The 7,335-nt window shown below is 39.6% G+C and carries 6 protein-coding genes and 1 pseudogene; 5 read left to right on the forward strand and 2 right to left on the reverse strand.

Features of this window, described 5'->3' with window-relative positions; translation table 11 throughout:
* The first annotated feature begins 82 nt into the window (after positions 1-82).
* The 3 genes and pseudogenes from WA1_RS50570 to dnaX form a co-directional block, all read left to right on the forward strand.
* Positions 83-1,075, forward strand: a complete 993-nt coding sequence (locus tag WA1_RS50570; RefSeq protein WP_017749968.1) for a DUF5895 domain-containing protein — start codon at positions 83-85, stop codon at positions 1,073-1,075.
* Between the two features lie 244 nt (positions 1,076-1,319).
* Positions 1,320-2,693 carry a DNA polymerase III subunit beta gene (dnaN, locus tag WA1_RS50575; RefSeq protein ID WP_017749967.1) on the forward strand — a complete coding sequence of 458 codons (1,374 nt, stop codon included), beginning with the start codon at positions 1,320-1,322 and terminating at the stop codon, positions 2,691-2,693.
* Between the two features lie 61 nt (positions 2,694-2,754).
* Positions 2,755-3,381, forward strand: a pseudogene (gene dnaX / locus WA1_RS50580) (DNA polymerase III subunit gamma/tau); the annotation flags it as partial.
* Between the two features lie 80 nt (positions 3,382-3,461).
* On the opposite strand, the gene WA1_RS50585 reads toward dnaX, so the two are convergent.
* Positions 3,462-4,937: an IS5 family transposase gene (locus tag WA1_RS50585; protein WP_026135401.1), complete on the reverse strand. Its 1,476-nt coding sequence runs from the start codon at positions 4,935-4,937 to the stop codon at positions 3,462-3,464.
* 153 nt (positions 4,938-5,090) lie between these two features.
* Here WA1_RS50585 and WA1_RS50590 point away from each other — a divergent pair, with 153 nt between their 5' ends.
* Complete coding sequence (locus WA1_RS50590) at positions 5,091-5,804, forward strand: hypothetical protein (RefSeq protein ID WP_272819496.1); 714 nt, start codon at positions 5,091-5,093, stop codon at positions 5,802-5,804.
* A gap of 72 nt (positions 5,805-5,876) precedes the next feature.
* Positions 5,877-6,575, forward strand: a complete 699-nt coding sequence (locus tag WA1_RS50595) for a hypothetical protein (protein ID WP_066613563.1) — start codon at positions 5,877-5,879, stop codon at positions 6,573-6,575.
* On the opposite strand, the gene WA1_RS50600 is transcribed toward WA1_RS50595, so the two are convergent.
* The coding region (locus tag WA1_RS50600) for an IS4 family transposase (protein ID WP_272819489.1) at positions 6,572-7,335 on the reverse strand (764 nt) is incomplete at its 5' end. The two genes, WA1_RS50595 and WA1_RS50600, sit on opposite strands and share 4 nt — an antisense overlap.

Raw genomic sequence — 7,335 nt, forward strand, 5'->3', positions numbered from 1 at the left:
TCGTCTTCTAACAGACGACTTTTATTTTTAACCACAGCTTTGTTGCTACGCACGGTCATATTGATTTCAATTAATTAAAATTATGGCAAGAAATCAAACAAAGCCTACCTCTACTACTGAAGATACCACAGCAGTAGCTTCAGAAACTCCTCAAGCTAATGAAACAAACGGAAATAATGATGACATTCTAAAACGTAAATCTAACATTTCTAAGTTTGCCGAAACCAGGTATAACGCGCCAATTAGCAACATCTGCATCTGCCAAGTCATCAACCACATGGAACCAGAAAAAGTCGGGTTATTCATCAAGGAGAAGCATTTAGCAACCATCAACTGGCTTGGACTTGAACCTACCCACAAGCATACCTTCTCCAGTGGTTTACCGGAGATGGGAGTCTTGCTGCGATCGCCCAGAATGCACATTCTTGATGTCTCTCCTAGATATATCGAACAGCGTGATGACGGCAAAATTGTCGGGGTATATGAATCTCCTGATGGGTATGAAATGTACCAAGCACTTGGTAAGGATACAGCAGTATTAAGACGATTCTACTTGTTACAACTTATCAATGAAAACAACGATAACTTGCACTCAGTACCCATTGTTCTATCAATTAAAGGTGTTGCGTCATCAAGATTTGGCGAGGCTTACAAGCAATTCCAACGCGAACTTGAGGTTGCATTCGCCCGGTTTACTGGTACAACTGTAGCCGAAAAATGCCCAGAGTTTCATCGCTTAGGTGCATTCCAACCTACCTTTACTCCATCCCTTGAGCCTAAAGAAGCAGTTAACCAAAAGGATAAATCTTGGGTAGCAGTTGTCTCTGACTACAAAACGCCTAACCCCGACGGCAGTGACTTTCTTGAGTTCTTTTCAGAAAACAAAGAAGCCGAATTCCAAACAACTATGCTGGCAAATCCAGAGTTTTCACACCGCATTGGCAAAACCTCAACAGTCATTACCGAACACCACCGACTTCTAGGTGCAACAGACACACCAGTAGCTATGCTTCCTTCTAGGGCAGAAGGTGGTTACGGGACATACAACCCTCAAATGGATAATTTGCCCTACTAAACGCTTGAAGAAGAATTCAGGAGTCAGAATTCAGGAGTCAGAATTAATTAGTAGGGGATTTAAACCAGCCACCTAGAAGCACTACTCAATCTTTGATTTAGTGGGAGTTTTAAACCCCTTTATTCATCCGCCAGTTATAAAAGCTGAATTCTGATTCCTGACTCCTGAATTCTTGATAAAAACATGGGTGCTAGAGATAGCATAGCACCCTCTCAATATCATCTACTTATAAATACAGTAGCAAATGAAACTAAGCATCGAACAGTCAAAATTTACAGAACTTCTAGAAACTGCTTATCTTGCAGTTAGTCCCAAACCTACCGATCCAATCTTAGGAAACATCTTGCTTGTTGCCAGCGAGGATGGAACAGTATCGGCAACCGGAACTAATCTCAACCTCACAATTCAAAAGACAACTACAGCTAATGTAGAAATCCCTGGTAACACTGCACTACCCGCCAAGCTATTAGTTGATACTGTGAGTAATGTGAGGGGAGAAATTAGCTTGGAGGTTAACAATCAAGCTTGCATAATTACCCACAATAGCGGCAAATGTCGATTAATTGGAGGCAAACCCGAAGAATTTCCAACCCTACCAGAAATAGAAAACCCAACTGAGATAAACCTGAGTGCAAAGAAATTACAAGCTGCACTCGAAGGAACTCTCCATTGCGCTAGCAACGACGAAACCAAGTTGATTTTAACTGGTATCAACTTCAAGATTGATACTAACCAGTGGCAAGCCGCTAGTACAAATGGTCACAAGCTTGCAATGGTAGTAGGAACGCTAGATCGCGAATATCCTGCTTTAGACTTTACCGTTCCTGGTAAATCGCTTGGCGAATTGAACAAAATCCTCTCTCTCAGCGCCGATACAACCATTTGCAATATTCTCCTGTCAGATAAAACTATTGAGTTTAGCCTTCCCAACATCAAAGTGACTTCTCGACTTTTAGAAGGAGAATACCCAAAAATCAACAGCTTGATTCCTCGAACGTTTGAGTACGAATTTACACTCTTGCGAAAAGGATTCGAGAGCGCACTCAAACGGGTTAGTTATCTTGCAGAACGCAGACAAAAGGTTGTCAAAATCCTTTGGGAATTGGAAGAAACCCAAGCGACACTATACACTGAAGCGACTGATATTGGGGATGCGGTTGACTCGGTACTGATGAAACCGTCAACTAGCAGTAATTCAGAAAACATCAGTATTGGATTAAATATCGACTATGTTCTTGAAGGGTTAAAACACATTAGTACTGATGAAATTGTAGTGAGATGCAACAAACCCACGCAACCAGTCATCATTTGTCCGATAGGTGGATTGCTCAATCAGTTGTATCTTGTCATGCCAGTAGAAATCAAACAAGGGTTTGAAAGGATAAGCAGAGAAAACTCCAAATCGTCATCAGAAGTTACTCCTGATGAAGAAGTAGATTCGAGTGTAGGAGAAACAGCAGAACCAGTCAGCCAAACCGAAGTAACAACAGTAGAAAATGAAAACCCTCAAGCTCTAAGCAATACTGAAACCTCTGAACTAGAGACACCACTAGCTGAAGCCAACGCTAAGAACAAAAAATCGCGATCGCGAGCCAAGAAAGAAGTCGCGACTGTATAAAACCACACTCCCTCTATCAGATAACGGTAGAGGGAATTCCAAAATACATCATTAGAAAAATATGTACCAACCACTACATCTGAAATACCGTCCCCAAGTCCTAAGTGAGGTAATCGGGCAAGAGCATATTGTCCGCACCCTGATAAATGCAATTGAACTTTCCAAGATAGCACCCGCATACTTATTTAACGGTCCCAAAGGTACGGGTAAGACCAGTACCGCCCGCATTCTTGCCAAATCGCTCAACTGCCAATCAACCCAGGAACCAACCGTCAAGCCTTGTGAAGAATGTAACTCTTGTCAGGGAATAGCAGCTTCCTCTTCCCTCGATGTCACCGAACTTGACGCCGCAAGCAATAGCGGGGTTGAAACAATTCGCGAGTTAATCTCTACTACCCAGTTTGCACCAGTTGAAGGCAGATTCAAAATTTTCATTATTGATGAATGTCATGCTCTGAGTTCTCAATCGTGGCAAGCGCTTCTCAAAACGATTGAAAACCCTCCCCGTCATGTAGTTTTCATCTTTTGCACAACCGAAATACACAAGGTTCCAGAAACTATTATCTCGCGCTGCCAAAAATTTGACTTTAAGAGGATTGCACTTGATGAAGTCATAAATTACTTGAGCGATGTTACCAACAAGGAAAATATCCATATTGCCCCTGCAGCAGTTACCGCTGTTGCTAAGGTAGGGCTTGCTGAAAAAGTCAGAAAACAGCAAGATAAGAATTGATTAGTTACTCAACAAGGGTCTAATATAAGCAGATGCTATCTATGATTTAAGGACTGATTATTTTCAATAATAGTAAATGGGGAAAAAGGTGTAGTTTTAAAAAATAGACATAAAAAAGCATAAAATAGCCGCGAGAGCTGAGTAGAAAGATTCATCACTAAAAAAGTAATAGCAATTGCAGTTTCAGAAGTATGAGCAAGTTTCGTCATCACGCGATTGAGGCTAAATCTTCTTTTCCCCTGTCCAAATTTTCCCTCAATACAATTACGAATTCTCTCAGATTCTAAATCTTGTTTCTTTTTTTCTTTACTAACATTAGCTGGGGGTCTTCCTAAAGGAGGTCCGCTCATTATAATACCTCTTTCTTTACACCAAGCTCGGTTCTCTCTTGTGCGATAAATTTTATCAACATGAACAGATTCTGGATAGTACCCTGTGTAATTTTTAAAGGCTTCTACTTGAGCTTTTAAGTCTCCTGATTCATTAAAATTATCCCAACTTATATGGTCTAAAAATATATATCCTTCAAAGCAACTAGCAGACAATTTTGCCCCAAATTCTACCGATTTACCAGCTTTCCCTCGGACAATTGGACGGATATGTGGTTGGGTTAAACTGACAATGCGGTCGTCAATACTCTGTTTTTTATTTTCATACAACCAGAGTTGTTGACGGTAGACTTCTGCAACTACAAGCAACATCTTATATTGTCTGTGACTTAAATCTTCCAGAGAGGCTCCTGAAATAATTAGCTGTTCAATATGAGATAAGTTTCTTTTGATATATTGAAGTTGTTTTCTAATTGCTTTTCTCCTGTCTTTTTGGGAAACGCGACGTTTTTTAGCGACTGCTAGATAATCCTTTCTAGCCCTCTCTCTATAGGTTCTTGGTTTTTTCTCTAATTGACCCAAAGTCTGTTCGTAAAGTAAGTCTATAATTTTCTCTGTCTGTTTTCTTGCTTGATTGAGTAGCTCTAAATCTGTCGGATAGCTGATATCACCCGGAGCACAAGTTGCATCTATTATTAATTTTCCCCGATTTTTGGGTGTCTCACCTTCTTCTTCTGGTGATTCTGTTTTTTTTTCAGATAGTTTAGAAGATGTTGCTTCTAGCATCTTCTTCACCATTTCTTGATTCACTTTGTTAACAAGCTCCACACTAATTCTTTCCCGAAAATGTACCAACATTGATGCATCAAATGGAGCTTCATTACTATAATATGACATTCCTATAAAGTACTGTAGATAAGGATTTTCTTTAATTTGCTCTACTGTTTCTCTATCGCTTATCCCCAACTTTTCTTTGATTATTAATGCCCCTAATGCCATCCGAAAAGATTTGGCAGGTGCTCCCATCTCTACTGAGAAAAATGAAGAATATTCTTCTTCAAATTCTGTCCAAGGAATGAAAGCAGCCATCATTACCCAACGATTATCTTCTGATAACTTGCCCTCGAACGGGAGTTCAAAGTTTTCAGTTGGGATTGAAGTTTGTCCCTGTTTTCGGTACATGGTTACTAACAGCATACTTGATGCTGCCGATCGCAGTGATGCAAGCATTTTTGGCTATTCTACCCTCCTCTCTTGCACCTGAATATACTTCTATAGTCTGAGAATTTAGAGACTGTCTCCTTTTTTTCTTTTTCAGCAAGCCCTATTAAAGTTCTGGCTAATTCTCAGTTTGGGTTCTTCGGAACATCTGAACTCGCTTTCAACGATATGGAAGCAGCTGCCTTAGTGACAGCCTACGGTAGGCGCATATTACAGTTCATGATTGAGGTAATTAACAGCGCTGGCGCAATTCCTATAGAGGTTGATACTGATGGGGTTTTCTTTACTCACCCTCAACCAGAAGAAGTGTACGCTATACTTCAATCTCAATTACCCAAAAAGATAAGCGTGAAATTAGAGTTTATCGCCGAAGCGATGTTTATTCCTGAAAGGGGAACAAAGAACTATCTCTTATGGCTGGAAGATGGCTGGATTATCCGCAAAGGTAGTTGGAGAAGTCGTTCTCGTTCCAAGTTAGAGAAAGAATTTCCTGTTGAATACTTAACTTACTTAATCCAAAACCAAGTAGGCGCAGAGGAATATTACGAGAATGTCAAATTTCAAATTTTATCAAGGAAGTATCCAAAAGACAAACTTGCCATCACTCGCAGGATTCGTGAGGGTGAAAAGGAACTCCTCAAACTGGGAAAACCTAGTGATGTGGTTACTTACTATTATGGTGTTAGAGGGTTAACAAATATCACTAGTGATGACAAATATTCACATCAGTATTATCTAGACATGATTGAGAAAAAACGAGAAGAAATTCTCACAATAGCTGCTCCTGAAATACTAGAACCTAACAAGCGACAATTATCTCTGTTCTAGATAACCCAACTCCTATCAATTATCGAGTGACTGATTGATGGGGGTATCATTCATCAATAGAAATGCAATCAAATGAAAAATCAATCCTCATATCGTAAGCCCAAGCTTAATAAAAAACAGCGAGCCTGGGTCAATAAATTTATTGCTTCTCGTCCTAACTCCCGGTTGACTAACATTATTGAAGGACTAAGCGGCGATCGCATCGTAATTATCGAATGGTGGTCAAGAACAAACGCAGTCATTCTTGACAGTCATACGCTTATAGAAGGCAGTTTATCGTATAGAATTGAGGTTAAACTCCGCAGGTGTGGCGTCCCCAGACATACTGCGGTCTTTGAGTACAAAATTAAGCAACCAGAAAAGAAAAGTGTACCCTATCACCTCTGGGGACAACTTTCACTCTATATTCCCCAATGTTACGCTGTACGTACTCCTACAAATCCTATTGTAGTCAAGCTAAAACGAGAGATTAAAACCAAAAAACTGAAAAAATTTGTACAGCACACGCTTCCTCTTGAAGGAATCTCTGCTGAGCTACATCAGATAAATATTAGGCATGGAGGGATACCCAAAAGCAAACAAGAACTCTTAGCTGAAACTACCTCATATCTTGACGTAAATACCAATAAAGAAGTAGTCCTACCCTCTGCGATCGTCCAAATTCTTCAAGAGAAACAAGCATCACTTGATGAGTGGGAATCGGCTATTTCTTTATATCAAGTCGGTAGTCCATCATGTGTGCTGCACCTGACGGGGCGACAAAAGAGCTAGGATGCAGATAGGATAAGCTCCATAGCTCTTAGACCTCGTTGATAATACTTCAATTTATTGCGATTTAATCTCATTAATTCCGTGACTAAATCTTCACATGATTCCATGAAATTAACCCATGTTTGACCATATAATCCAATATAAAAACTGCTGTGTCGCCTTTCAATCCGCCCGTATTCTTTCACGCGACCCACATATTTTTGAACACCTTTTTGTTTAATTTGTTGTCCATGTATTGTGGCAGATGTGTATGCGATGGCTATTAATAAAATTAGAGAAATTAAGCGTTTATTTGAGACCTTAGTATCTTCTAAATTATAACCCCCGCTCTTAAAGTCTCGAAACATTTCTTCTATATCAAATCTTCTTTTATAGGCAGCGATCGCCAATTCTAGCGTGACTAAATTTGTGGCAATAAACCATCCTTCTTTTGGAGCTATTCCTTGAATTTTCCGTCTCCATTTACAAGCTACATTAAAATTGGTAAATCCTTTTTGTTTAGTGACCTTAACTCCTTGTAAAAAGAAAGATATTCCTGGTGATAAGCCTAAATCATTTAACTCTTGCCAAATCTCATGTTCCATTTCAATGAATTCGTTTTTTTTCAAACGAAGACAAAAAGATATGCCTTGCTCTCTGAGCCAACTTGCTAGTTTGACAGAACAAAATTCCCTGTCTCCCAAGAGACAAATTTTGTAATCCTTAAAAATTGGTAAAACTTGAGAGATTAACAATTTTTGTTCGTTAAGATTACTGCTTC

The sequence above is a fragment of the Scytonema hofmannii PCC 7110 genome (assembly GCF_000346485.2).
Taxonomy (GTDB): Bacteria; Cyanobacteriota; Cyanobacteriia; order Cyanobacteriales; family Nostocaceae; genus Scytonema; species Scytonema hofmannii.

Excerpts from the sequence above, each read along its gene's own strand:
- dnaN (WP_017749967.1), top strand. The coding sequence starts at position 1,320 with ATGAAACTAAGCATCGAACAGTCAAAATTTACAGAACTTCTAGAAACT.
- WA1_RS50585 (WP_026135401.1), bottom strand. The coding sequence starts at position 4,937 with ATGTACCGAAAACAGGGACAAACTTCAATCCCAACTGAAAACTTTGAA.
- WA1_RS50595 (WP_066613563.1), top strand. The coding sequence starts at position 5,877 with ATGAAAAATCAATCCTCATATCGTAAGCCCAAGCTTAATAAAAAACAG.
- WA1_RS50570 (WP_017749968.1), top strand. The coding sequence starts at position 83 with ATGGCAAGAAATCAAACAAAGCCTACCTCTACTACTGAAGATACCACA.